This window comes from Paenibacillus jilunlii (genome assembly GCF_900102965.1).
GTDB lineage: Bacteria > Bacillota > Bacilli > Paenibacillales > Paenibacillaceae > Paenibacillus_AQ > Paenibacillus_AQ jilunlii.
In genome coordinates, this window is record NZ_FNGM01000009.1 from 85,112 (window position 1) to 109,545 (window position 24,434).

Sequence of the window (24,434 nt, forward strand, 5' to 3'; positions counted from 1 at the left end):
CCGACGCTCGGCGCTTCAACAAAGGTATTTCTGCCGTTGTTCCCAGACAACCCGACGCCCGGTGGAACATTCCTTCTCACACTTCTCCCGGCTGGGCCAGTAACTAATCCAAGTGGAAAAAGTAAACTTAAATCTCTCCATCCCGCTTCCCCGCTAACGTTAATTGGAAAAAGGAAAACTAATCTGCCCCGTTCGCACGCTTACCCGTGAATTTGTTCATTTTAAGTTTACTTTTTCCCACTATTGCCTCTTCAAGAGGCTTTTTTGTTTCATTTAAGTATACTAATTCCACTTCACCTTCCCGCAGCTCTCCGCACAAGAGGAAATATCAGTTTGCAACAAGTAGAAACGGCTGCACCGTCCTTAAAAGGACGGTATCCGTTTCAGCGAGAAATATAAGGATAAAGTATTTTGTGAAACTTATACTTTATCCTTATATTTCAACAAAAAAACGCCTATTCCGTCTCCCGCGTCTCACACGCAGGAATTCGAACAAGGCGTTATTTCGTTCCCTTTTACTATTCGCGGGCCAATCTCTTGAGCGCACCGGCCAAAAATTCCGGGGTCACGTTCTCCGTATCTCCCGCATCATACAATCCCCGCAGCCGGTTGTCCCGGTCCACCAGTCCGATCAGGTTGGCATGGGCAAAGTTATCCTTGTTGTCCCCATAAATCAATACCTTGAAGGATTCAGCCGCCAGCGTGCGGACCTGCTCCTGGTCCCCCCGCAGAAAATACCAGCCGCTGTAGTCCGCATGAAAGCGGTCGGCAAACGCCTTAATCGCTTCACGTGTGTCATTCAAGGGGTCAAAAGAAATGGAGACAAACTCCACATCCTTGCCGAAGCTGCCGTCTTTCGCCAGCAGATCCTGTGTCTGCGACAGCATATAGGTAGTGATGGGACACACATCCGGGCATTCCGTGAAGAAGAAATAGACGAGTCTGGGCTTCCCTTCCGTATCCGCCAGTGTGATTTGCTTGCCATCCACATTTTCCAGTGAGAAGTCCTGCACCTCTCCGATTACCGGCAGCTTGTCATTTCCTTTGTTCCAATAACCAACTGCCAGATAAACCGCCAAACCCACGGCGACCAGCAGCATCAGCCAGGTCCATTTGTAGCGTTTCAAGGTCTGCACAGGACAATCTCCCCCTTAACCGTGAATCGTATTCAGTACAAGCACAATCAGGCTGACTGTCAGGTAATTAATGGAGAAAAAGAAATTCTGTTTCGCCCAAGCATCGTCATCCTTCGCCTTGAATCCCTTCAAGGTCAGGTACAGCCAGGCCAGTGACAATCCCGCAGAAATGACCAGGTAATAGATTCCGGCGTAATCGTATACATACATCAATACCGGAATGGGCAGCAGCAACGCTACATAAGGAATCATTTGAAACTTCGTGCGCCGCGTGCCCTTCACTACTGGCAGCAGTGGAAAACCCGCTGCGCGGTATTCTTCCTTGCGGCGGATGCCAAGCGCCCAGAAATGCGGCGGCTGCCACAGAAACAACATCGCAAACAGCAGCCAGGCCCCCAAGTCCACTGACCCGGTAACAGCTACATAACCGATAACCGGAGGCATCGCACCCGAGATAGCCCCTACTGATGTACTCCAAGTAGATGTTCTTTTGAGCCAAAGGGTGTACACTACTACATATACAAACATGCCGACGATGCCGAAGATTCCGGCAAGCGCGCCGCAAAAAGCAAACAGCACGGCAAGACCGGCTATGCCGAGGCCTATGGCGTAGATCAGCACCGTTTTCGGCTTCAGTCTACCCGTTGGCAGACCGCGTTCACGTGTTCTTTCCATTTTCATATCCAGATCACGGTCGAAATAGTTATTGAATACACAGGCAGAAGCCATGACCAGCATGGTGCCAAGCAGGGTCAGAATAAGCCGCCCGTACTGCACATCCCAGCCTGAAGCCACCCAGTATCCCGCAAAAGCAGCGATCAGATTCGAGCGGATAATGCCGGGCTTCGTCACGGTAATAAAATCCCGCCAGCCGGCGCCTTCCTTGGGCGATTTGGCAGACAGCGCTGCGGAATCCGAAGAAGCTTGATATCTCAATTGATTGTCCACGATTGGTGTTCCTCCTTCTAAGGGACTTCTACGTTCCGCCGGAGCATAAAATCGGAATTAACGTTCTCAGTTGAGAATATTATTCACTCTGCTGTTAACTTTATCATATCAAACCCGAAAAGAGTTTGACAATCATGGACCAAGATGTTCATCAATTTGACAATTGCGTGACAAAATTTATTTTATCCCCCCTTAAATAACTGGACGTCAAATTGGGTAGTTATTAATAGAGAACTTCCGTACAAAGGAGATCTGACCAATGGATACCGCTACACATTTCGTTATGGGCCTGGGACTCGCTGGACTGTCCTTCGTCGATCCCGTCGTTGCCTCCCAGCCAACATTGGCCGGGGCAGTTATGGTCGCCACCGTACTGGCCTCTCAAGCACCCGATGCCGATACCGCGCTGCGTTTGAAGGGCAACGCGCTGTATATCCGCAACCATCGGGGAATCACACATTCACTGCCGTTTTTACTGCTGTGGCCTGCCCTGATCACTTTGGTTATAGGACCAATCTTCGGGTTCACAGCTTTTCATGATTTGAGCCATATCGCACTGTGGAGCTTCATCGGCGTGGCTGTTCATGTATTCACCGATTTGTTCAATACTTATGGCACGCAGGCCGCACGTCCTTTCACAGAGAAGTGGATCGCCTGGAATATCATCCACATCTTTGATCCGTTTATATTTGGCAGCCATGCAGCGGCTATCGTTCTCTGGATCAGCGGGATCGTACCGCCCGCTCCGTTATTCATTACCCTGTATGCCTGCATCGCGCTTTATTATATTTGGCGGACACTGGTGCACGCCCGGCTGACAAGGAAACTCAAGACCAAGGATATCCACCATAGCCCCGGTGAACGTTATTTTGTAATACCGACCATATCACCTACGCGCTGGAATGTGGTCAAAGCCAAGCCTGACGGCAGCTATACTATCGGTCTGCTGAACAGCGGACGGCTGGAATGGTTCAAGCATGCGGTGTGCTCCACTCACCCCGCAGTCGAACATTCCAAAAGCCATCCCGATATTAAGGCCTTTCTGTACTTTACCTCCTACGCGGTAGCCGAGGTCGAAGAACTCCCCTCAGGGTATATTGTACGCTGGGGGGATGTGCGTTATTTACACCGCAAGCAATTCCCGTTTGTTGCAGTACTGGTTATGGATAACCAATATCATCCACTGAACACCTATGTGGGCTGGCTAAGCAGCGAGAAGCTGGATGAACGGTTTGCCATTGATCCGGGTTCCATGAAGCTTTAGGTTTTGCAGGCGGGAACGAAAACTAATCCCTTGACGCCTGCCACCGCTTAGGGCACAATCACCATAAAACGTCTTCACTATCCTTATATTTTCAAAAAAATCCCGCTGTGCGGAAAATGCACAGCGGGAAATTCAAACCGATCAGTTCAACAAATACGTCAAAGGAAAGAAGGCTGAAGTTTATGGGTAAAGGCTTATCTCTCTGGTTCGCAGTTTCTTCCATTCTCCTCCTGACTGCAGCCTCCATCTCCATCAGTTCTAATATTTGGCTGGCGCTGCTGCTGGGAGTCTTATGCATTTTGAACATCGGCTGGGGCTTTATCCTCAAAGCCAGTCTGAGACGCAAGGCAGAGGCCAAGACTCACCAGTCTTCCTAGCGCAGCGGCAGGAACCCCATCTTCTCTTTGACACCAGCGAGCGTCTGGGCGGCGACTCCACGTGCACGTTCTGCTCCTTCAGCGAGAATATCGCTCAGGGCGCCGGAGCTGCGGATCTCTTGGTATTTCTGCTGAAGAGGCTCAAGGGTAGCCACCAGAACCTCGCCCAGATCCTTTTTGAAGCCCCCATACATTTGCCCCTCATACCGGTCGGCAATCTGCTGCAGGGTCATTCCGGAGCATTCAGCATAGATACTCATCAGGTTGCTGATCTCAGGCTTATTCGCCGGATCAAAGATAACCTCACGGCCCGAGTCGGTAGTGGCACGGCTTATTTTTTTGCGGATCACATCAGGCGGGTCCAGCAGGGCGATATAGCTGCCGGGATTCGGGTTGCTTTTGCTCATCTTCTTGGTACCGTCATCCAGGGACATAATCCGTGCGCCGACTTCAGGAATATAAGGCTCCGGAACCGTGAAGAATTCGCCAAAACGGTGGTTGAAGCGTCCTGCCAGATCACGCGTCAGCTCCAGGTGCTGCTTCTGGTCTTCCCCTACGGGTACCAGATCGGCATTGTAGATCAGAATATCGGCAGCCATCAGCGAAGGGTACACGAACAAACCTGCACCTACGGAATCTTTGCCTGAAGATTTGTCCTTGAACTGGGTCATCCGCTCTAGCTCACCCATCGCTGTGAGGGTAGTCATAATCCAGCCGAGTTCCGCATGCTGCGGCACATGCGACTGCATATAGACATTGGAGATTTGAGGATTGATTCCGGCTGCAAGATACAGCGCCGCTACAGATTCTGAATTTTCACGCAGCGCGGCAGGGTCCTGTGAGACTGTGATGGCATGCAGATCGACGACCATAAAGTAGCATTCATGCTCCTCCTGCAGTTTGACAAAATTTTTGATCGCACCGATATAGTTCCCCAGAGTCAGTGAACCGCTCGGCTGAATGCCTGACAATACTTTTTTAGCCATAAAATTCCCTCCGATTTATGTTTTCACTTGAGCAGCAGCACGCAAAAAGGCCCCACATCCGCAAGGGACGTGAGACCGTGGTGCCACCCTTATTCGCCGTATGAGGCCTCTTCACAGAGAACAAATCCATACAGCCTTGACTTCCGTTAACGGGGAAGAGCCGGCCGGTCTACAAAAGCTCTGCAGCCTGTTCGAACACGGCGCTCATGGGTCCATTCAGCCTGGAGTGAACCACCGGTTCGCATCAGCCACCGGCTTTCTGAAGGTGCTTCTCCCGCCTACTTGTCCCTGTCATCGCATTGTCATTTTCATGAATGCATTCATCATAGTGCGAACCGGAGAAGTTGTCAAATGACTAACCACAAGTACATAAATCTGGTATGATAAGGGTATCCGTGTCTATCCGATTACAGCTAATCAAAGGAGCATACTTCTCATGAAACAGGTGACCAAAGGGCAGTGGGGCGGTTATGATACCTATATTTTGCATAGCCGTGAGCTGGAAGTCACGCTTTTGCCGCGACTGGGTAACAACGTAATTTCATTGTGGGACCGTAAGCAAAACCGTGAAATTCTCCGCAAGCCGGAAGAGAGCGACCTCTCCTATTACCTTCAGAAGCCTTATCATTTCGGCATGCCGCTCCTGATTCCGCCCGGACGCATCCGCCAGGGGCAATTCCAGTTCGAAGGCAAGGCCTATCAGTTCGAGCAGAATACAGCAGGAGGCCACCATATTCACGGCCTGCACCGGACGCAATCCTGGTGCGTCAGTGATATTGAAGAAGACGAGGAAGGCTGCGCGGTGACTACTGAATTCAATACCGCAGATGATCCCCGCTGGATGGAGCAGTTTCCCGTTCCTATGAAGCTGGAGATGACGTTCCGGTTGCAGGATAACCGTTTCAGGCAAACCCTAAGAGTCACCCATCAGGGAACAGCCCGTATCCCTTTTGGTATCGGCTATCATACCTGGTTTATGATTGATGGCGAGCCCGGCCGCTGGAAGCTTCAGCTTCCCGCCGAAAATGTCTACGAATTGAACGATGAACTGCTGACAAGCGGCAATCTGCTGCCTCTCGGTGAGCTTGAAGCCCTGAACCAGGGCTTAGGACTTCAGGGAATCAATCTGGACACTGTGCTGCGCATAGGAGATCAGCAGCCCGCTGAGGCAGTGCTGACAAGGGATGACGGCTACGTCCTGCGCTATACTGCCGACCGGGAATTCTTCCGCCACTGGGTGGTATACACCAATGGAACGGCAGACCAATATCTGTGCATCGAGCCCTATACCTGGCTTCCAGACGGGCCCAACCTCGTCCAAGATGCTGCTTTTACAGGGATCATTACCTTAGAGCCCCGGCAGACTCTTGCGGTCTCAAGCAGTCTAGAGGTAGTCAGTCCCGAACTATAAATTTCATATAATTCCCACCCTTAAAATCTTCTGAACCCGTGCATGAATTTCTCTCCCAGCGCCCATACTATCTTCACAACGGGCGAAGGAGGTGAACAAACATGGGTCAAGCAGGTCAACAAGGTCGTGGTAGCCGTTCCAATAACCTGGTCGTTCCTCAAGCGAATGCAGCGCTGCAGCAGTTGAAATATGAAGCAGCACAGGAGCTTGGAGTAACCATCCCAGCTGACGGTTATTATGGGAACTATACTTCCCGCGAAACCGGTTCTTTGGGAGGATATATCACCAAACGTCTGGTGCAACTGGCAGAGCAGCAACTGTCTGGTCGTTCGCAGTAACAGCCTTATCATAAGTATCCCGCCAGGCTGAATGCCTGATGCGGACCCGTTTAACAGCCCTCCCGCACTTCTCGCCGAAGTGCAGGAGGGCTTTTGCTCGTCCACATCTATATGTATAACTCAACCGTAGAATTGATCGGGCTTGTCGGATTGGACATTGCGCGGATAGCGGATCATCAGATTGGCCATGTTGTAATTGGATTCCAACGTAGCATCCACCACCACCATTCCCTGGCGGACGGCAAATTCATAGCTGATTTCACCGTGCGTCCAGCGCCGCTTGTATTTCAGGCTCTCCAGAGCCATAAGCCGGAAAGAGGATTGCTGGACGGTATTCAGCCCTTCCTGCTCTGCAGCGAACGTTCCGCTGCGGCCAGCCAGGGGATTATGGCGTATGCCGAATTTTCCTATGACGTTATTTCTGATTTGAACAAAGAGTATGCCAGAAGACAGTCCTGACAGTTCCTCCTGCAGTTCCTTAAACACCAGGTCAATCTGTCTTGCCAGTGAAAGTTGTTCCGTTCTTAACATGTGTATCCTCCTAAAAGTTTTGAAAAATGGTTAAGAAAAATTTGTTTCATGCGTATTCACATTAGCAGGTGAGTCAAAACTCCTTGGTTCATTTTCCTACAAAATCTGCTTCCTAGCAGCCTTTATATAAGGCTTTAGGCTCATTATAGGCCACTAAGTACAAGCCATCAACATTATTCAACATAAATGGGTGTTTATCCCTATATGTGCGTAATTTTCGTTATTTTATTGTATATAACCTTCTAACAATCGTCTTATTTCGACAGCATTCCAGCATAAAAAAAGACCCCTTATCAGGGGCCTTGCGCGTTAATACAAGGTTTTACAGCCTTCACAGTTTACCGGGAAAACATGAACTGTCTTTGTTCTGACAAACTTTTTAGGCCGAATGCTCGGTCAATTTCATAAATTCGTGGATATCGGCGATAATCAAATCTGCTGCGCCCTGCCAGAAATCCGGCTGAGTCAGATCAACACCAAGGTGCTTCTGGACCAGGTCCTCCAGGGTCATGATACCGGTGTCACGCAGCAGGCTGTCGTACTTATCGGCAAAGGATGTCCCTTCCTGAAGCGCGATCCGGTACAGTCCTGTACTGAACATGTAACCAACGGTATAGGGGAAGTTATAGAATGGGACATCCGTAATATAAAAATGCAGCTTGGACGCCCAGAAATGCGGATGGTATCCGGAAAGAACCCCGCAGAAGGCTTCCTTCTGCGCTTCAACCATCAGTGCCGACAATTCTTCGGCATTTACAAGCCCCTGCTTCCGCTTCTCATAAAAACGGGTTTCAAACAAAAAGCGGGCGTGGATATTCATGAAGAAGGCTACACTGTTCTGGATTTTTGCTTCGAGCAGGGCAACTTTCTCCTCGGTGCTTGCCGCAGCCTTCACCTGGGCATCGGCCACAATGACCTCTGCGAAGGTTGAAGCGGTCTCTGCGACATTCATAGCATAGTTTTGATTGAATACCGGAAGATCGTCCAGCAGATAAGAGTGATAAGCATGTCCAAGCTCGTGTGCCAGCGTCGACACATTGGATGGAGTGCCGCTGTAAGTCATAAAAATGCGTGATTCCTTGCTCTCCGGAAAGGATACGCAGAATCCGCCGGGGCGTTTGCCCGGACGGTCTTCGACTTCGATCCAATTGCTGTCGAAAGCACGCTCAGCAAAATCCGCCAGCTTCGGACTGAAATTGCGGAATTGTGCAACAATGTCTTTTGCTGCCTGATCATAGGGGATTTTGCCGGAGGACTTGCCAACCGGAGCATCCACATCCACCCAGGCCAGCGATTCCAGTCCGAGCAGCTTCGCTTTACGGCTCAAGTAGGAGACCAGCGCCGGCTTGGCTTTGGTGATGACATCCCACATCGTATCCAGCGAAGCGCGCGACATGCGGTTAATGGCCAGCGGCTCCTTCAGGACATCCTCCCAGCCGCGGCCTTTGTACAGATTCAGACGGAATCCGGCCAGATGATTGAGGGTATCCGCACAATAGTCTGCAGCGCCGCCCCAGGCCTCTTCCCATTTGTGGAACATCGCTTCCCGGACCTTAGGATCGGGGTCGTCGAGCTTGTTGAAGGCTTGTCCGGCAGACAGCAGCCTAGTTCCCTCTTCATCCTCATAGGGGATCTGTATGGACCCGACAATGGTTTCGTAATGCTCGCTCCAGCCATGGTAGCCGTCAACGGCCAGTGTAAGCGCAAATGCCTCCAGTTCAGGACTCATTTTTTCACGGGCCAGATCGCGGCTCTCGCTAAGCACGAACTCCAGAGGGGCAATCTCAGGACGGGCCATCCACGCCTGCCATACCTCATCAGAGGTTTGGCGCAGCACATCATCGAACTTGGAGCTGACCCCCTCGAAACCTGCGCGCAGGCCTGCAACCTTGGAGGATAACCGTACAGCCCCCTTGTCCTGCTGGTTCTGGGCACCCAGACATCCGGCGAACTCGGATGCCTGCACCAGCCGCCCGGAACAGCTCTGCAGCAGTGCTATTACATCATCCAGCTGCTTGGTGGACTCGATATTCTCCGGTGATGCAGCAGCAGCAACCTGCTGATCCAATATCCCAATGTCCGTCTCCAGCTGTTTCAAAAAATGCTCGAATTCCGCCGAGGCTGATCCTCCCGGAAATATAGAATCCAGATCCCAGGTCAATGATAAAGGCTGTTTCATCATATCTCACCTTTCTTGTTTACATTTGGTTTTTGTGTTTGGTCTGCGGCCATGGTAAAGTGAATTACAAAAGAGGTGCACATTTACAAAGGAGGTCATCCCATGAAGCCACTGCAAATCTCGCCGGAGACGGCGGTTACCTTAGCCAAACAACTCGGCGTTCCGCTGGAACACCTGATGCATATGCCTCAACATATCTTGCTGCAAAAGATTGCAGAATTATCCAAGAAACAGAGTCAAGACACCACCGATAGCGGCTCAGCGGCTCAAACGCCCGAGAAGGGCGAGCAATGATTCCATTCAGCCACACCTGGCCTTATGACATTTTACTCGGAGACCTGTATGTGCAGTACTGTCCATTCTGCGACAAGGAGAACGTTATACTGCCCATGAAACCGAAGGAGCTGCAGACCGTCCGCGACGGCAAAAAAAAGCTGCTGGTCTTCCCCTGCTGCAAAACAAGTCTGACCATTATCGACACGGATGCAGACTACCTGCTGTTTGACCGGCCGGTACGCTGATATTGTGGCACAGGCCCTGCATTTGTTCCGTTTACGCATGTACTATAAGCACACCAGGATAAAGATCCTGGTGTGCTTATTCTATGTACCTGAAGGCAGCCCGTCTACCTCCGGCTCTCCTCCGTTCATCTGTTCCCGCAAAAGCGCCCACTGCTCCCGGGCCGCCCGGATCATTGCGGCATCCATGATCTTCTGATCATTGATCAGGCGTGAAAACCACTTCACTGCGTTGGAAAATTCACCGATCCGGCGGTTCAATTCGCCAATCAGATACATCAGACGGGCGTCGTTTCCGGCAATGCCATCGTTTTCGTAGACCTTGATGTACATGTCGAGCGAATGGCGCAGGAAACGCTGCTCCTGTCCGGTATCCCCTTGATACCGGTACATCCAGGCAATATGATGCAGAAGACTGGCGATAATCCGGTCCTTGTCCTTAATGCTCTGGGCACAGAGCAATGCTAGCTTGTAGGTCTCAAGTGCAATCTCCCAGCTGCGCTTATCTCCGAAATCCCGGGGAACCCAGCGGTTTCCCACCTGATCGCGGAACGACTTGCGCTGCCAGTCCGCCAGCTTGTCCGCTGAATTCTCGGTGGAGGCGAAGCCGCAGCTCGGGCAGACGCGCACGACGTAATAATCGGGATTCTCATCCTTGTAATAGGAGCAGAAGTCCGCATCGCGCCGAACAGCCTTTTTGAGGCTGGGACGGACTCTTGAGGTTGTAAATTCATGTTCACAATTACAGCAGATCACCTTAATAGTGTATAGCGGTATTAATTCCGGCAATGCCCTCATCCTTTCACGATCAACTACGCGTTACTCCTGGGGCATGTTGACAAAATGATGCGCCGGGCCCGCAAGGCGGCTTAACACAAATGCTCGCAGCGGCTCCTCCACACCCGTTTCCTCCAGCGCCTCTTTCATGCACTCCAGCCATTCCTCCGCACGCTCAGGTGTAATGGGGACATGCATATGTCTTGCTCTCATCATCGGATGTCCATGCAGCTCTGAGTAGAGTGCCGGTCCGCCAAAAAATTGACTCAGGAATTGATACTGTTTCTCCAATACAGGAGTAATATCTGCTGGAAAAAGGGGGCCGAGCCGCGGATGAAGCTGCACCTTAGCGTAAAAGGACTCAACCAGCCGGTGAAGCCCTTCCGCGCCTCCCAGATTGTCGTAAATGCTGTCGTTTGGATTCATCGGTGATTACCAGCTTTCCTCCGTATTAATGTAACGTCTTTTTTATTATACCAAAAACTGAGCTTCACGGTTATCCTGCTTCAGGCACCCTATTGCAACGGATATGTGCAGAAAAAAGACGCTAAACCAGTGTTCAGCGCCTTGAGTATTTAATAGGTCCGAAATTCCTCATCACCAGGCGGGACGAGGGAGACCCGGATCACATAGACAAAAGCACAAACCAGAACTCCGGCAACTACACTCATCACCATCACTCCATCCCTTATAAGGTGTGCATTAATTAATTTTATAATACCATAATTTCAGCCAAAAAGCACAGTTAAATGTAACCGCTTTCCTATATTTTTTGTGCTGTTTGTCCCAGTTTTTGCATACATCTATCCATATACCGGGAGGCGTTGACCATGATTCTGAAAAAAAATTACAGTCCGCTGCTGGGTGTCCTGTTTGCCGGATGCATGCTGCTGATGATGATGAACCCGGCTAGTTCTCTGGATGCAGCCCTCCGCGGGTTATCCGTCTGGTGGGACGTGCTGTTCCCTTCGCTGTTTCCCTTCTTTGTGATTTCGGAAATGATGCTGGGCTTCGGGGTAGTCCATCTGTTCGGCGCCCTTCTCGATCCGCTGATGCGCCCGCTTTTCAACATTCCCGGCAGCGGAGGTTTTGTGGCCGCTATGGGTTATGTCTCAGGATACCCCGTCGGCGCCAGATTAACCGCAAAGCTGCGGGAGCAGGGGCTGCTGAACCGCGTAGAAGGCGAACGTCTCGTGGCCTTCACCACATCGTCTGATCCAATTTTCCTGCTTGGCGCAGTCTCAGTAGGTTTTTTTCACGATGCTTCACTGGGGCTGATTCTTGCGCTCGCCCATTACGGCGGAGGGCTCATTGTAGGACTTCTGATGTCGTTTCACGGCAGACAGAGGAGTTCGCCTGCGGGACCGTCTCTGTCTGTCCCGCATAAAGCTCTACAGCCGCCTGAAGGCGCAGAAGGCGCCGGCAGGCTCCGATTGGCCCTGCGCTCCATGGCGGAAGCCAGACAGCGGGACGGACGCAGCGTGGGCGAGCTGCTGAAGGGAGCCGTCCAGTCTTCGCTGCAGCTCATTATTGTTGTGGGCGGCCTAGTCGTATTCTTCAATGTGCTGATGGAGCTGATGGACCGGGCCGGAATTATGTCTGCACTATTCAGCTTTACAGGAAGTCTGCTCTCGCTGGCGGGATTCCCTGCAGAGCTGTCCGCCGCGCTCGTCAGCGGGCTTTTTGAAGTGACGCTGGGTGCCCGCTCCGCCGGGGCAGCCACGGCTTCAGTGCCCCTGCAGTTCAAGGTAGCTGCAGCTGCCTGGGTTCTCTCCTGGGGCGGTTTATCCGTACACGCCCAGGTTGCCAGCATTCTGAACGGAACAGGACTCCGCTATCTGCCCTTTATGGCGGCCAGGCTGGTCCATGCCTTCCTGTCTGCAGGACTTGTGCTGCTGCTGTGGAAGCCCGCTGCACGCTCCGGGTTCGGGCTGGACCACAGCGCGGCAACCGCCGCTGCCGGCTTTACCGCAGCTCCACTATCCGGGTTGGCCGCCAGTCTAAGCTGGCTTGGCCTGCTGCTCGGCACAGCTCTGCTGCTCTCGCTGCTGGCGGTGCTGCTTCACCGCATCACGCGTCCGGGACGGCGGCAATGACTTTTTACCACTTCAAATATTGTGTTCCTGGTCCAGATTGATTATGATCGGTGTATGACTGAAACATACAAAGGAGCCTATACATCTTGAGATATTATGTTCTGGACCGCGGTGACGAACTGTCCATCAAACTTGCGGAGCAATTTCACAAGCTGGCAGCGGAGCGGAATCTGGAGCTGGATGCCAAATCTCCGGAAATCGTCATCTCGATTGGCGGAGACGGCACCATGCTGCACGCTTTTCACACGTTTATCGACCAGATCCCCAATCTGGCTTTTGTAGGTGTCCATACCGGGCATCTGGGATTCTATGCGGACTGGAAGGCAGACGAGCTGCCTGCCCTGGCGGATTACATGTGTGGAACCGGAAGCGCCGAGCCGCACAAGCCGCGTATCGTCAAATACCCGCTGCTCGAATTAGAAATCCACAAGAAATCCGGCTCCAGCTCTCATATTGCCCTGAATGAGTTCACCCTCAAGGGTGTGGACGGAACAGTGGTGATTCAGGTAGACATCAATGATGTGACCTTCGAGATGTTCCGCGGCGACGGCCTGTGCGTGTCCACACCGTCAGGCAGCACCGCCTACAACAAAAGCCTTGGCGGAGCCATGGTGCATCCCACCATTGAAGCTCTGCAGATTGCCGAAATTGCTTCCATTAACAACCGTGTTTTCCGCACGATGGGGTCACCGCTGCTGCTGCCCAAGCACCATCACTGCGATATATTTTCACGCAAGGACCAGCGCCTGCTGTTGACGATAGACCATAATAACATACCCGTTGACGATCTGATCTCCGTTCGCTGCCAGGTATCCGACAAAAAAATCAGCTTTGCCAGATACCGTCCGTTTCCCTTCTGGAACCGGGTCCGTGAAGCTTTCCTGATCTAGCAGGCTCCATCTAATATCATATAAGGTAAGGCGGCTCCAGGAGAACCGACCAGCCGTAGGAACTAAAGCCGGGGATGCGCGACCATCTCCGGCTTTATCATGCGTTTTCAGTCATTTTCATTTTATCTGCACAAGCTTACATGAATGGATAGACAGCAAGAAAATTCCGATGGTATAATGAACCTATTTTACAAAGAGCTGTTATTTAAAGGAGAGAACCATTGTTGAAGAAATTATTGTCGCTCATGGGCATAAGCCTGCTGGCTTTAATGCTGGCTGTTCCCGCTTTTGCCTCAGACAAACCGATCAAAGTCTACATTAATGGAAGCAATGTTGCTTTCACCGCCGGTTCTCCGTATCTGAAGGACAATACTGTTCTTGTTCCTTTTCGTGTCATCTTCGAGCAATTGGGATTGAACGTGCTCTGGGATGCCAAGACAGGAACCGTCACCGGAACAAGCGCCAGCCTTACAATCAGCCTGAAAATCGGCAGCAGCCGGGCAACGGTTAATAATCTGGTTAAGAAGCTGGCCGCCGCTCCGAGCTCCATCAGTGGCACCACATACATACCCTTGCGTTTCGTAGCCGAGGCTACCGGAGGCACAGCTGTCTGGGATACGGCCAGCAGAAGCGTCAAGATTAATACCCCCGAAGCCTCCGGTAACAGTGAGCAGCAAATTACAGACCTTATGCATTTATCCAATGAATATTTTAATTCCGAGAATGCAGCAGGCTACTATTCGCTCGTCGTCTTCAATTCAGTCACGGCCGGTTCAGTTGACAGTTTGCAGGAATACTTCAAGAGGTATGATATGGTCAACACCATCGAAAGCCTTGATATTCTGAGCATTCAGGGTAACGAAGCCGTAGTGCATACCGTGGAGAAATCTGTGCGCAAAGGAGGAGATTACCTGCCTGATGAGCGTTATGAGTACCTGCACACCCTTGTCCGCAAGAATGGGGTATGGAAAATTGAAAGCTCCGAGGTGCAGGACAGCTCTGTATTGCTTACACCTGAACAAGGGACAACGGCGGCTGTGCTTCCACAAAGCGACGCTTCCGCTATTAAAGACAGCCTAAGCAAATATTACGCAGCCCGGAACGCCAAAAATGTGGACGGCACTCTTGCGCAGCTGACCTACTACGGGGAAGAATATGAAGCTTCCACAAAAGATGCCTTAGCCGAGTACTTTGAAGCCTATAATCTTACTGACACGCTGAATAGCTCCAATATCTTCTATTATACTCCGGATGAGGCCGCCATCTATGTGGAGTCTTCTGTCAAGGATGCCGATTCCGGCGAGAGCTATACGCAATCTTCTATTTTTATTGTATCCAAATCCAGCAGCGGTCAATGGACCATCGATGATTCTTACATGGTCTCCTATTCCGATGACAAGTAATTCCTAATAAATCATATAAAAAAGGGTGTATGCAATCATGAAATCAGGCAAGGTAATCACTGCGGCCCTCAGCGGCTGTCTGGCTGTATCGCTTATTCTGGCTCCCGCTGCTCTAGCGGCCGACAATTCCCAGGCGGCGCCCGGCACAGACCAGGCACAAGCGGCGGCTTCCTCGGATCAGATTAACGAAATCATGCAATATCTGGAGCAATATAATGTGGAGGGAATCGATCAGGATACGCTGATCCGCGGAGCGATTGACGGCATGGTGAACACCCTCAACGATCCCTACAGCCAGTACTTCAGCAAGGATGAGGCTGCTGCATTCAGCCATGCGGTAGATCTCGAATATGTCGGCATCGGCATCCGGATGGTCTACACCGCCAAAGAGCTGTATATTGAAGAAGTTGTTCCCGGTTCTCCGGCAGAACAAGCCGGCCTCAAGCGCGGCGATACCATTCTCAAAATTAACGGAGTAAAAATCCAAGACACCAAAGGCGATGAGCTGACCGGTACAGCGGGCACCAAAGTATCCCTGCTCGTCAGCAGAAAAGGGGTGCTGAAATCTTTCAGGGTCAAACGCAGTGAGATGGCCTCGACCTCAGTGACCAGCAAAATGCTTGGACAGAAAATAGCTTATATCTCCATTGGCGGCTTCACGCAGAATGCGGATGAGGAGTTCACAACAGCATTAGACAAAATGCGTTCCGGCGGCATGAAATCCCTGGTGCTCGATCTGCGGGACAACACAGGCGGCTACATGGACTCCGCCTATAACATTGCTTCCAAATTTATGGACAAGGGCATAATGATGTACACCTCTGACCAGAGCGGAACCTTAACCCCGGTAACCATCACCGAGGGCAGCAAAATTGGAGTGCCCGTTGTAGTGCTGACCAATGAGTACACGGCCAGTGCATCCGAGGCGCTTACCGGCGCTCTTCACGACAACAAGCTGGCAACGGTAGTGGGCACACGTTCCTTCGGCAAGGCACGGATTCAGAGTCTGATTCCGGTATCGGGCGGGGCAGAACTAAAGCTGACGACCCAGAAATATCTGACGCCTAGCAAAGAGGACTTCAACCATATCGGGTTGAACCCTGACATTGAAGTCCAAGGCAAAACGGCACAATTGATCACCGCTCTGCAAATTGCCGGACTGAACAAAATTACAGCTTCGGGCGACAATCATATTCTTGATGTGAACGGCAGTCCTTTTGCCGGAAATGTCGGACTGATCAAACAAGGAAATACGGTCTACGCTTCCTCACGCGTGCTGGCTGCCCTGCTAGAGAGCGAAGTCTCCTGGGATGCCAAGAACAAAAAAGTGCTTGTCACAAGCGGCACCGGCAAGGTATCCGGATTCGCCCTGGCCTCCAAAGAGGCGCTGTCACAGAACAATGAGACTTTTATTGATGTAAAAGCATTTCAGCAAAAGTTCCCATCCCTGGTATGGAGCTACAACGCAGCGCAGAATCAATTAAAGCTAAGTGTAAAGTAACAAGTAAAAACGGCGGCGCCATCCTCAAAGGGACGGTGCCGCCGTTTTTGGCGGGACAGCGGCATGCTGGCTGTCTTAAAATTTTAAGTGGAAAAAAGCTAACTAATGCTCGGGCACCATCTGTTCCCCACTGGATAAGTGGAAAAAGGTTAACTAATTCTGCTGATTTTGCTCCTAACGGGGTAATATCGCCTAATTAAGTTTCCTTTTTCCACCTAATTCTTACAATTGTTGATTTGCAGGAGAAATAATCTCCTTTTTTCCAACTAGCACTGCTCCCCTGCTTCTTAGTACGTGTTAGTTGGAAAAAGGCTATAACAAGAATAAACTCAACCTGGCGGGTGAACAACAGCTCAGAGCCTACGAGGCCCTGAGCTGTTGTGCAATACGAAAGTTTAACGTCTTTTGGCTTGCTTAGTGCTCATATTGTTGTACGATTATAACGGCTCCTGAGTCCGAAGCAACCAGAAAAGCATACTTTTTCGCAAAATAGAGTCTTCTCTGTCCGCTTCACTCCCCTGATGGAGCCTAACCCAAAAAGGTGTCTCACAGCCAGTACATAACTGGCTGCTGAGACACCTTTTTAAGCTGCTGGTACTTCTTAAGGCCTTAGTTCGAAGGATTCTGCGGCTGGTTTTGCGGTGGTCTGCCTTGAGAATCCTTGTTATTTCTTCTGCCCTGGTTCTCTTTATTGCGGTGATTCCGGCTTTGATGCTCACGGACGGGTCTTTCCTTTGCTCCATTCTCTTTGGCTGTCCCCCCCGGATTTCTGTCACGGGCTGCCGGATTTGAATTCGAAGGCTTGGAAGACGGGTCCCGCTGCACCCTGGCTGTTACAATCGGCTCTGCGGAGGCCTGCTCCAATTCATCGTCTGTGCCGGGCTCCGGTACTTCTTTGGTCAAAATATCCTTGAAGCTGCCTTCCTTCGGCGTTTCCTTTAACTTGTGGAGCACAAAATAAGCACAGCCAAAATTGCAGTATTCATTAATGTAATCCACCATGCCTGAAATGGCCGTGTCCCGGTTCACCTTCGGGTGATTATCCCGGTAAAAGCCTTTCAAACGCAATTGGCTGTAGCCCCAGTCACCGATAATGTAATCGTACCGGTCCAGCACTTCACTGTATCTTCCGCGAAACGCCTCCGGGTTCCAGCCGTCTTTATGATCCAATACGAGCTCGTAGCCCTTTCCACCTATAACGATCAAGCGTTTGTCGCCTGCCTTTCAATAAGATGAGGGGAGCGTTTATCGAGCGTCAATCCGCAGGTTTTTGGATTTCCGGCCGCTCCTCCAATCTAAAGTCTAAAGAAAAATAAAAGCCGAAATAACGGCCGAAGGTTAAGTGGAATTCGTACCACTAATCTGCTCAAAGCGATGGCGCCGGGGCGTTTAGTGGGATTTTGTACACCTAATTGGAGGATACACAGGCATCAGCGCCATAATCGCTCTGATTAGTTATACTTTTTTCCACTAAACCTAATTTAGGCGCTTGATGACTCTAATTAGTGATTTCCACTTAGCTCCTTAGCATTGAAGCAGGGTGCAGCCAAAAAAGGAATGCGTCACCTATGCAGCAGCTAAAATCGGGCGGTCCTATAACAGCTTATAAAGAAACCGTCCGCTCCTCGCGGGCTGCCGTAGCCGACTTCACCTGCTCATGCGCATGATAAGAGCTGCGCACCAGAGGGCCGGACTCCACATGGCTGAACCCGCGCTTCAGTCCCTCCTCCTTGAGCAGGGCGAATTCCTCGGGGGTATAGAATCTCTCAACGTTCAGATGCTTCGGAGATGGCTGCAGGTACTGGCCTAATGTCAATATATCACAATCCACGGCACGCAGGTCATCCATCGCCTGCAGAATCTCATCCCATTCCTCACCTACGCCAAGCATAATGCTGGATTTGGTCGGAATGTCCGGCTTGATCTCCTTCGCCCGGCCCAGCAATTCCAGGGAACGGCGGTATTTGGCGCGGGCCCGCACGCGGTCGGACATCCGCTCCACCGTCTCAATGTTATGGTTCAGGATATCCGGTTTGCTGTTCATTACAATCTCCAGACTGTCCCGTTCGCCAAGGAAGTCCGGAATCAGCACCTCTACGCTGCACAGCGGAAGCCGCTTACGGATTGCAGCCACGGTCTCGGCAAAAATCCTTGCCCCGCCATCCTTCAGATCATCACGTGCCACACTGGTTACGACACAGTGCTTAAGCTTCATATTCTCGGCAGCTTCGGCTACACGCTCCGGCTCCTGAAGATCAAGCTCGGTCGGCAGGCCGGTGTTCACGGCACAGAACCGGCAGGCCCGGGTGCAAATGTCACCCAGAATCATAAAGGTAGCCGTGCGGTTGGCCCAGCATTCATAGATATTCGGGCAGCGCGCTTCCTCACATACGGTATGCAGGGTTTTGGAACGCATCATGCCTTTAATTTCCTGATAATTATCACCAGTCGTTAATTTGATTTTGATCCAGTCTGGCTTGGGCTGTTTGGCTGTTCGATTATTAGTCAAAGTGGAGAACCCCGCTTTCGCCTGAATAGTAGTTGCACCCTTAAAAGTTTGCTGCCTCATATTATAGCATGTGCAAGGGCCATTTGCCCGCTTTTGTGAACCTTTAGGCAAGAACGGATAAAAAGAGGCCTTTTGCTTCAATCTAAAAGAAAAGCACCCGCCCGGGGTGCCCTTCGATAAATAACTTCATCATGTATTAAGATCAGCATCCGGACAAGGAGGTTGTTAACATGCTGGCTCTATTCAGAATTGCTGCAATACGCAAAACAGTGCTCTGCTTGTCGGCCGCCGCCATGCTCTGGGGCGATAGCGGTGCGGTGGCAGCCGCTGCCTCTGGAAATAACCCGCACGCAGTCAGCGGTGAAGCTTCTTCAGGCAAGGAGAATCTCTCCGCCAGCCGTAAGGAGCTTTATGATCAAATGAGCGCGGCTACCGGCATTGCCTGGTTCCGCTTCGCCGCTATTGACCAGTATGAGCGGACGATTGCCAAAAAGAAAAGCGGGACTGGAGACCAAGTCAAATCCCGCCTTACCGGAATCAGCTTTCCCCCGCCCGTGTGGTGCGGGCCGCTGAATCCGGATCAGGAGGACCAGTCGCCGGAATCCATCCGTTTTTTTGGAGGATTCGGAAAAGACGGGTCCGGCGACGGCTTGGCCGATCCGGAGAATGATGCCGATGTGCTCTACAGTATGGCAAGGCATCTGATGAAATACGGCGACTCCGCCAGCGACTTCAATATCGGTGTATGGGAATATTACCATAACGGCCGGGCCACGCAGCGGATAGCGCAGTTTGCCAAGCTGTACGAGCACTTCGGACGGCTTGATTTATCGGGCAGTGCTTTTCCGTTACCGGTCGGCAAGACTTATTCCTACCGAAGCACCTGGGGGACAGGCCGAAGCTGGGGCGGAGCACGTATCCATGAAGGGACGGATCTATTCGCACCTCACGGCATGACGGTGCGCAGCACCTGCTTCGGCATCGTAGAAACCAAGGGCTGGAACCGCTATGGCGGCTGGCGGATCGGTATCCGCGATATCGAAAACCGCTACCATTATTACGCCCACCTGACCGGATTTGAAAAATCCCTCTCCCAGGGTGACATCGTGGCTCCAGGCCAGACGATCGGCTGGGTCGGCAGCTCCGGCTACGGCAAGCCCGGCACTCAAGGCAAATTTCCGCCTCACCTGCATTATGGCATCTACCGCGATCGCGGGATTACCGAATGGGCCTTCGATCCCTATCCATTGCTTAAGCAGTGGGAAACCCAGGAATACAGAGCTCTGAGAAAAAAGAAATAGCAGCAGTTCTGCATTTATTGCAAAAGAATCTTGCCCACCCGAAATGGATACCCTTATCCGCCTATAGGGGTTGAAGTTATATTAATGAAGCATTAGGCAGCCAAAAGGTTCTATCTCCACCAGAAAACGTTCGGTGCCGGGGAAGGTTGCTCCGGTCAGCAGGTCAGTCAGTACATTGGCGTCAGAACGGAACCTGCTAAGCTCCAGCTGGTAGCGGTTAGGGGAATTATTGATCAACAGCCCCATTTGGTCCTGACCGCTGCACCGGATATAGCCGAGAACATTACGGGCTTCATCCGTGAACCAGGGACGGAAAGCGCCTTTCCGCAGCACCTCATACTGTTTCCGGAGTGAAATCAGCCGGGTATACCAGGCATGAAGCGACGTGTTCTGCTCCTGCTCCTCCCACACCATCGGCAATCTGCAGTGCGGGTCCGTCGCTCCCTCCATGCCCACTTCATCTCCGTAATAAATCATCGGCATCCCGATATAGGTCATTTGGAAAAACACCGCCAGCCGCATCCGGTATATGGCTGTGTTCTCATGATCCCAGCCCCGTCCTCCCTGCTTGCAGGCCGTCAGAAAACGCAGTGTGTCATGGCTGCCAAGCAGCTGGAACATGGCGGAATTCGCCTGGTCATTACATAACGCCTCCTGATGCAACACCTGTTCCATAAAGCGCACCGGCCCTGCATATTGCTCGGCAAAGAACTCCAGTACTGCGTCGCGCAGCACATAGTTCATGCCCCCATCGAACTGGTCCCCCCTCAGCCAAGGGCCGGAGTCATGCATGATCTCACCGATCAGCAGCAGTTCGGGAAACTCCGCCTTCAGCTCCCGGCGGAACCGCGTCCAGAACCTTGGGGATACCTCATTGGCCACATCCAGACGCCAGCCGTCGATCCCCGCCTCCCGCACCCAGTGCTTGGAAACCTCCATCATATAATCAGCCACTTCAGGGTTGTCCATATTCAGCTTAGGCATATGCGCTTCCGCTTTGGCGAAGGTCTCATAGTTCGGGGAAGGCGTCTGCACCACCGGAAAGGAATGAATCACAAACCAGTCTTTGTACCGGGAATTCTCTCCGTGCTCAAGCACATCCTTGAAGGCAAAAAAAGTATCGCCGGAATGGTTGAATACAGCATCCAGCAGAACTCTGATCCCGTGGCGGTGGGCTTCATCCACCAATGCCCTCAAATCCTCTGTGCTGCCAAACGCAGGATCGACCTTTAAATAGTCCGAGGTATTATATTTATGCTCGGTAGTGGATTCAAAAATCGGCGTCATATACAGGGCCGTAATCCCCAACTGTTGCAGATAGGGGATTTTTTCTGTTATTCCTTTCAGGGTTCCTCCGTTATAGCTGCTTGGATAAATCTGATAGACAACCGCATCAGAGCTCCAGGAGGGCAGCTTAACCGCTTCCGGCCGGTGCATGTAAGCATACTGAAAAGAGCCTGCATGCTCCCTGTTCTCAGCCAGCCCCCGCTCCCCGTACCATACATAATCACCGGCAGGGTTCTCAACATGGAATAAGTATCTGCATTTGCCGGTTGCCGACTGTAGAACAGCCTCGTGGATTTCATAGGCTCCGGCAGAGCCGATCCGCTCCATCGGAAGCGGGATTTCGTTCCCCGGCGGGTCATAGCGGTCGGAGTGAATCACCGTGCAGGACAGCTGCTGGCCATTCTGCACAAAAAGGCGCAGCTTCAAAGTGCCGGGACCAACCGGAAAGGCAAAGGGATCTTCAGCAGTATGGTATAGAAACCAGCGAATCATATTATACAAGCTCCTTTTATTGTATGATGGGTGTATATCTTGATTAATGAATAAAACCATTCAAAAAAAACCGTCAGGACCGTGAGGGAAAACTATGAAGGTAACGATTAAGGATATCGCCATTGCGGCGGGGGTAGCCAAATCCACTGTATCTAAGGTGCTGAATGATTCACCAAAAATTTCGCAGGAAACCAAACAAAAGGTCAGAGAAATTATGAAACAGATGAATTACACACCCAGCAGCATCGCCACAGGCTTGGCCCGGCAGAGCAGCGGCAATATTGGACTGTTAATCGATATGTCTAAGTCCAGCGAATTCCTGAACCAGTTCTTCTACAACATCATCGGCGGAATAGAGAGTGTGATCGGCTCCTTGAAATATGAGCTGACCATCGCGAATGTCGAGCACAATCATCCTGAGGGCCATTTCCTGCACAGACTCGTAAGGAGTAAAAAGGTGGATGGCCTTATCGCCAACACCTCGGTCCTGACAGAGGAGCTGTGCACCCAGCTTAACCATCTTGAGTTTCCTTATGTCTCGCTGGGAGAAGTTGCAGCATCCGGATGCTGGGTCGACTTCGACAACGAAGCCGGCGGCAGAATGCTCACCCGGCATCTGCTGGAGGAGGGCTATTCCGCGGTGGCTTTTATTGGCGGATACGAGGGAGACCCGCTCTTCATCCGTCGGTTGGAAGGCTGCCGGCAGGTGCTTGAGCAGGCTGGCAAGCCGCTCCGCAAGGATTGGATTATTAATGGCGAAGCAGAAGAGGCGGTTGGCTATCAAATTGCAAAGCAACTGCTGTTAAGCGAGACGCCGCCGGACTCGGTAATCTGTATGAGCAATTTTGCAGCCTACGGGGTGCTGCTGGCTGCCAGAGAGCTTGGGGTGCAGGTTCCGGCAGAGCTTGGGATTGCAACCTTTGATGATTATCCCTTGTCCCGCTATACCACACCTCCGCTAACCTCGCTTAATCTGGATACCTTCCATCTCGGCGTATCTGCCGGAGAGCTGTTAATGGAACGGATTGGCGGCAAAATCGAATCTCTTCAGAAGCTGCTGCTGGCGCCGGAACTCCTTCCGCGGGAATCCACATGCAGAAATTCAAGAACATAGACACCGATAGGGAAACCGGTTTCCCTAAATAGAAACTATCATACCGACTAAGGGATGTCAACGGAATATGGCACGCCAAAAAACCTCCTCCACGCTTGCTGTGAAGGAGGTTGTGCCAGGTGCAAGCACTTCTGACGCAGTTCAGTTCAGTCCAGCACGGCCGGAAGTCCGCATAAACTGCAGCACTTCGTTCATCATCTGCCCGCTGTGTTCACCGTGGCACAGCATATGACCGCTTCGCTCCACCATTAATACCTGCTTGCTTCCGGATGGGATCGTGCGCTGCAGATATGCCGCGCTTTTGGCTCTCACGAGATGATCTCTCCGGCCCTGAACAATCAGAGTCGGGATCTCAATCTGCGGATAAATATTGAAGCTCTCCCGCACCAGACGCAAGAATTCCTTGGTAGCCTTCGCCGGGGTTGCTCCGAATTTGCTTAGGTAGTTTCTAACCATAACCGGGCTGCCCAGAGTTCTTGCAATCTCCAGCAGATTCAATGGAAAGACAGGTGTGGACAGCAAGGTAAGCGACTTGATGCGGGCTTGATATTGTACCGACAAATGGGACGCGATCAGGGCTCCTGTAGAAAAGCCAACCAGATGTACGCCTTCCCCGCAGGCGAGCAGATCCTGCAGCTGATCTTCGGCGCTTTGCCGCCAATCATGCCTGTCGGATTGCAGCAGATCGTTCCGGCTGCCCCCATGCCCCTTGAGTGTAAACGTTCGGGCATGGTAATCATGCCGCTCCAGAAATTGTGCGAGCGGCGAGATTTCATACTCCCCCCCCGTAAAGCCATGGATGAACAGACAGCTTTCCATATATGTCCTCTTTTCACTGTGATTGATCCTCAATTTATTATGTATCATACCCTTATTTATCCTATTTTAAGAAAAATAAACCTCTACGGTCAATTCGTCAAGGTTCAGACAAGTATTAGACTTCCTGTGAAGCCCTGAGTGAACATGCCCGGATGGTTGTTTATCAATCTGCATATTTTTGAGTTTACTGCCCAGTCATTCCCGAAGACTCTCCATATAGTAATACCACACCATTCGAATGGTTACTGTTTATCTGTACAGGCTATTGTCTTGATCGCAGCCCGCTTTTCTGAAAGCCCAGACGACGGTTTGGGATTTTTACTATGAGCGGGTTGTTCTCCCTATTCTAGTAAGAGAGGATGAATCCTTTTGCCAAACTTCAGTTCGTTTCAAGCGAACCCCGATAATCTGCGTACGCTGATCTTTGGGCGGGACCCTTCCACACTGATTGACCGCCCCCTCACTACCGATTCCAGCGGAAATCTGACTACAGTCATCCTGAACGGTACAATTTCCAGCGTGCTAGGCGCTACGATTACTGCAGGTACGTTAACATC

Annotated in this window: 23 protein-coding genes and 1 pseudogene; 13 read left to right on the top strand and 11 right to left on the bottom strand. The window is 51.5% G+C overall.

What is annotated here, in order from left to right; genetic code table 11:
• Positions 1–518: 518 nt before the first annotated feature.
• Both BLQ82_RS16395 and cyoE read right to left on the bottom strand, forming a co-directional pair.
• Positions 519–1,136: an SCO family protein gene (locus BLQ82_RS16395; protein ID WP_143013465.1), complete on the bottom strand. Its 618-nt coding sequence runs from the start codon at positions 1,134–1,136 to the stop codon at positions 519–521.
• 15 nt (positions 1,137–1,151) lie between these two features.
• A complete protein-coding gene (cyoE, locus tag BLQ82_RS16400) occupies positions 1,152–2,084 on the bottom strand; it encodes a heme o synthase (protein WP_062523739.1) in 933 nt (310 codons plus the stop codon).
• Between the two features lie 259 nt (positions 2,085–2,343).
• Between cyoE and BLQ82_RS16405 the strand changes: the two genes are divergently transcribed.
• Positions 2,344–3,348, top strand: coding sequence for a metal-dependent hydrolase (locus tag BLQ82_RS16405; RefSeq protein WP_062523738.1), 1,005 nt, complete (start codon positions 2,344–2,346; stop codon positions 3,346–3,348).
• Between the two features lie 182 nt (positions 3,349–3,530).
• A complete protein-coding gene (locus tag BLQ82_RS16410) occupies positions 3,531–3,725 on the top strand; it encodes a hypothetical protein (protein ID WP_062523737.1) in 195 nt (64 codons plus the stop codon).
• On the opposite strand, the gene trpS is transcribed toward BLQ82_RS16410, so the two are convergent.
• A complete protein-coding gene (gene trpS / locus BLQ82_RS16415; protein ID WP_062523736.1) occupies positions 3,722–4,711 on the bottom strand; it encodes a tryptophan--tRNA ligase in 990 nt (329 codons plus the stop codon). The genes BLQ82_RS16410 and trpS overlap by 4 nt on opposite strands.
• A 436-nt stretch (positions 4,712–5,147) precedes the next feature.
• Between trpS and BLQ82_RS16420 the strand changes: the two genes are divergently transcribed.
• On the top strand, positions 5,148–6,122 hold the full coding sequence (locus BLQ82_RS16420) for an aldose 1-epimerase (protein ID WP_062523735.1): 975 nt from the start codon (positions 5,148–5,150) through the stop codon (positions 6,120–6,122).
• 101 nt (positions 6,123–6,223) lie between these two features.
• On the top strand, positions 6,224–6,460 hold the full coding sequence (locus BLQ82_RS16425) for an alpha/beta-type small acid-soluble spore protein (protein WP_025707482.1): 237 nt from the start codon (positions 6,224–6,226) through the stop codon (positions 6,458–6,460).
• 120 nt (positions 6,461–6,580) lie between these two features.
• Here the strand turns inward: BLQ82_RS16425 and BLQ82_RS16430 are convergent, their stop codons facing one another.
• Both BLQ82_RS16430 and BLQ82_RS16435 read right to left on the bottom strand, forming a co-directional pair.
• Positions 6,581–6,991: a hypothetical protein gene (locus tag BLQ82_RS16430; RefSeq protein ID WP_062523734.1), complete on the bottom strand. Its 411-nt coding sequence runs from the start codon at positions 6,989–6,991 to the stop codon at positions 6,581–6,583.
• 379 nt (positions 6,992–7,370) lie between these two features.
• Positions 7,371–9,170, bottom strand: a complete 1,800-nt coding sequence (locus BLQ82_RS16435) for a M3 family oligoendopeptidase (RefSeq protein WP_062523733.1) — start codon at positions 9,168–9,170, stop codon at positions 7,371–7,373.
• Positions 9,171–9,272: 102 nt separating this feature from the next.
• Between BLQ82_RS16435 and BLQ82_RS16440 the strand changes: the two genes are divergently transcribed.
• Both BLQ82_RS16440 and BLQ82_RS16445 read left to right on the top strand, forming a co-directional pair.
• Positions 9,273–9,464 (top strand): YycC family protein, encoded by a 192-nt coding sequence (locus BLQ82_RS16440; RefSeq protein ID WP_062523732.1) that lies wholly within the window; start codon positions 9,273–9,275, stop codon positions 9,462–9,464.
• Positions 9,461–9,691, top strand: coding sequence for a hypothetical protein (locus BLQ82_RS16445; protein ID WP_062523731.1), 231 nt, complete (start codon positions 9,461–9,463; stop codon positions 9,689–9,691). Before BLQ82_RS16440 ends, BLQ82_RS16445 begins: the two co-directional genes overlap by 4 nt.
• Positions 9,692–9,772: 81 nt before the next feature.
• Here the strand turns inward: BLQ82_RS16445 and BLQ82_RS16450 are convergent, their stop codons facing one another.
• Positions 9,773–10,477, bottom strand: a complete 705-nt coding sequence (locus BLQ82_RS16450) for a DUF2225 domain-containing protein (protein WP_244280838.1) — start codon at positions 10,475–10,477, stop codon at positions 9,773–9,775.
• Between the two features lie 30 nt (positions 10,478–10,507).
• Positions 10,508–10,891, bottom strand: a complete 384-nt coding sequence (locus BLQ82_RS16455) for a globin domain-containing protein (RefSeq protein ID WP_062523729.1) — start codon at positions 10,889–10,891, stop codon at positions 10,508–10,510.
• 404 nt (positions 10,892–11,295) lie between these two features.
• Between BLQ82_RS16455 and ylbJ the strand changes: the two genes are divergently transcribed.
• The 4 genes from ylbJ (at position 11,296) to BLQ82_RS16475 (ending at position 16,355) form a co-directional block, all read left to right on the top strand.
• On the top strand, positions 11,296–12,561 hold the full coding sequence (ylbJ, locus tag BLQ82_RS16460) for a sporulation integral membrane protein YlbJ (protein ID WP_062523728.1): 1,266 nt from the start codon (positions 11,296–11,298) through the stop codon (positions 12,559–12,561).
• 86 nt (positions 12,562–12,647) lie between these two features.
• Positions 12,648–13,451, top strand: coding sequence for an NAD kinase (locus BLQ82_RS16465; protein ID WP_020430182.1), 804 nt, complete (start codon positions 12,648–12,650; stop codon positions 13,449–13,451).
• A 224-nt stretch (positions 13,452–13,675) separates the two neighbouring features.
• Entirely contained in the window at positions 13,676–14,854 is a 1,179-nt protein-coding gene (locus tag BLQ82_RS16470) for a copper amine oxidase N-terminal domain-containing protein (RefSeq protein WP_062523727.1), read from the top strand.
• 37 nt (positions 14,855–14,891) lie between these two features.
• Complete coding sequence (locus tag BLQ82_RS16475) at positions 14,892–16,355, top strand: S41 family peptidase (protein ID WP_062523726.1); 1,464 nt, start codon at positions 14,892–14,894, stop codon at positions 16,353–16,355.
• A 609-nt stretch (positions 16,356–16,964) separates the two neighbouring features.
• Here the strand turns inward: BLQ82_RS16475 and BLQ82_RS16480 are convergent.
• Positions 16,965–17,561 carry a YutD family protein gene (locus tag BLQ82_RS16480; protein ID WP_062523725.1) on the bottom strand — a complete coding sequence of 199 codons (597 nt, stop codon included), beginning with the start codon at positions 17,559–17,561 and terminating at the stop codon, positions 16,965–16,967.
• Positions 17,562–17,958: 397 nt separating this feature from the next.
• Complete coding sequence (gene lipA / locus BLQ82_RS16485; protein WP_062523724.1) at positions 17,959–18,864, bottom strand: lipoyl synthase; 906 nt, start codon at positions 18,862–18,864, stop codon at positions 17,959–17,961.
• A gap of 230 nt (positions 18,865–19,094) precedes the next feature.
• On the opposite strand from lipA, the gene BLQ82_RS16490 reads away from it, so the two are divergent.
• Complete coding sequence (locus BLQ82_RS16490; protein ID WP_062523723.1) at positions 19,095–20,165, top strand: M23 family metallopeptidase; 1,071 nt, start codon at positions 19,095–19,097, stop codon at positions 20,163–20,165.
• Between the two features lie 81 nt (positions 20,166–20,246).
• On the opposite strand, the gene BLQ82_RS16495 is transcribed toward BLQ82_RS16490, so the two are convergent.
• The gene (locus tag BLQ82_RS16495) at positions 20,247–21,944 is read right to left on the bottom strand and encodes an alpha-glycosidase (protein ID WP_062523722.1); all 1,698 of its coding nucleotides are present in this window, start codon (positions 21,942–21,944) and stop codon (positions 20,247–20,249) included.
• 94 nt (positions 21,945–22,038) lie between these two features.
• Between BLQ82_RS16495 and BLQ82_RS16500 the strand changes: the two genes are divergently transcribed.
• Entirely contained in the window at positions 22,039–23,058 is a 1,020-nt protein-coding gene (locus BLQ82_RS16500; RefSeq protein ID WP_062523721.1) for a LacI family DNA-binding transcriptional regulator, read from the top strand.
• A gap of 141 nt (positions 23,059–23,199) precedes the next feature.
• Here BLQ82_RS16500 and BLQ82_RS16505 read toward each other — a convergent pair whose 3' ends face one another.
• On the bottom strand, positions 23,200–23,877 hold the full coding sequence (locus BLQ82_RS16505) for an alpha/beta hydrolase (RefSeq protein WP_062523720.1): 678 nt from the start codon (positions 23,875–23,877) through the stop codon (positions 23,200–23,202).
• A 369-nt stretch (positions 23,878–24,246) separates the two neighbouring features.
• On the opposite strand from BLQ82_RS16505, the pseudogene BLQ82_RS31070 reads away from it, so the two are divergent.
• A pseudogene (locus BLQ82_RS31070) lies at positions 24,247–24,434 on the top strand (DUF6385 domain-containing protein); the annotation flags it as partial.